1 protein-coding gene is annotated in these 390 nt (G+C 35.6%); it reads right to left on the reverse strand.

Going from position 1 to position 390, the window contains the following annotated elements; all coding sequences use genetic code 11:
• A partial coding sequence (locus tag SB775_RS27680) for a hypothetical protein (RefSeq protein ID WP_410864342.1) occupies positions 1–390 on the reverse strand: 390 nt, incomplete at both ends.

Raw genomic sequence — 390 nt, forward strand, 5'->3', positions numbered from 1 at the left:
TATCACCGACAGAAATAATGGATTTATCAGCACTTTTTGAGGTAGCTAATATTGCGCTATTTATTGTCGTAGTAACGGTATTAGATGAAGCGGTTTGAGTTATAACTGGTTGACTTGGATCGACAATATGCTGAAATTGTACAGAACTAGAATTAGAGATTGGATTTATACTTGGAATGTTTGTAACAAGTGCGTTAATAGTAATAACGGCCATTCCGCTTGGGTTTATATTTCCAATCTGTATTCCGTTCCCAGGATTTCCAATTTGCTGAGCACCAGAATCATTTACAAGAGTACCAGATATAAATGTCGTTCCATCAGGCAAAATATCCGTGAAAATTATATTTTGTGAAGTGACATTTCCAGGGTTGCTTAATGAAATTGTATAGG

The organism is Peribacillus sp. SIMBA_075 (assembly GCF_046534585.1).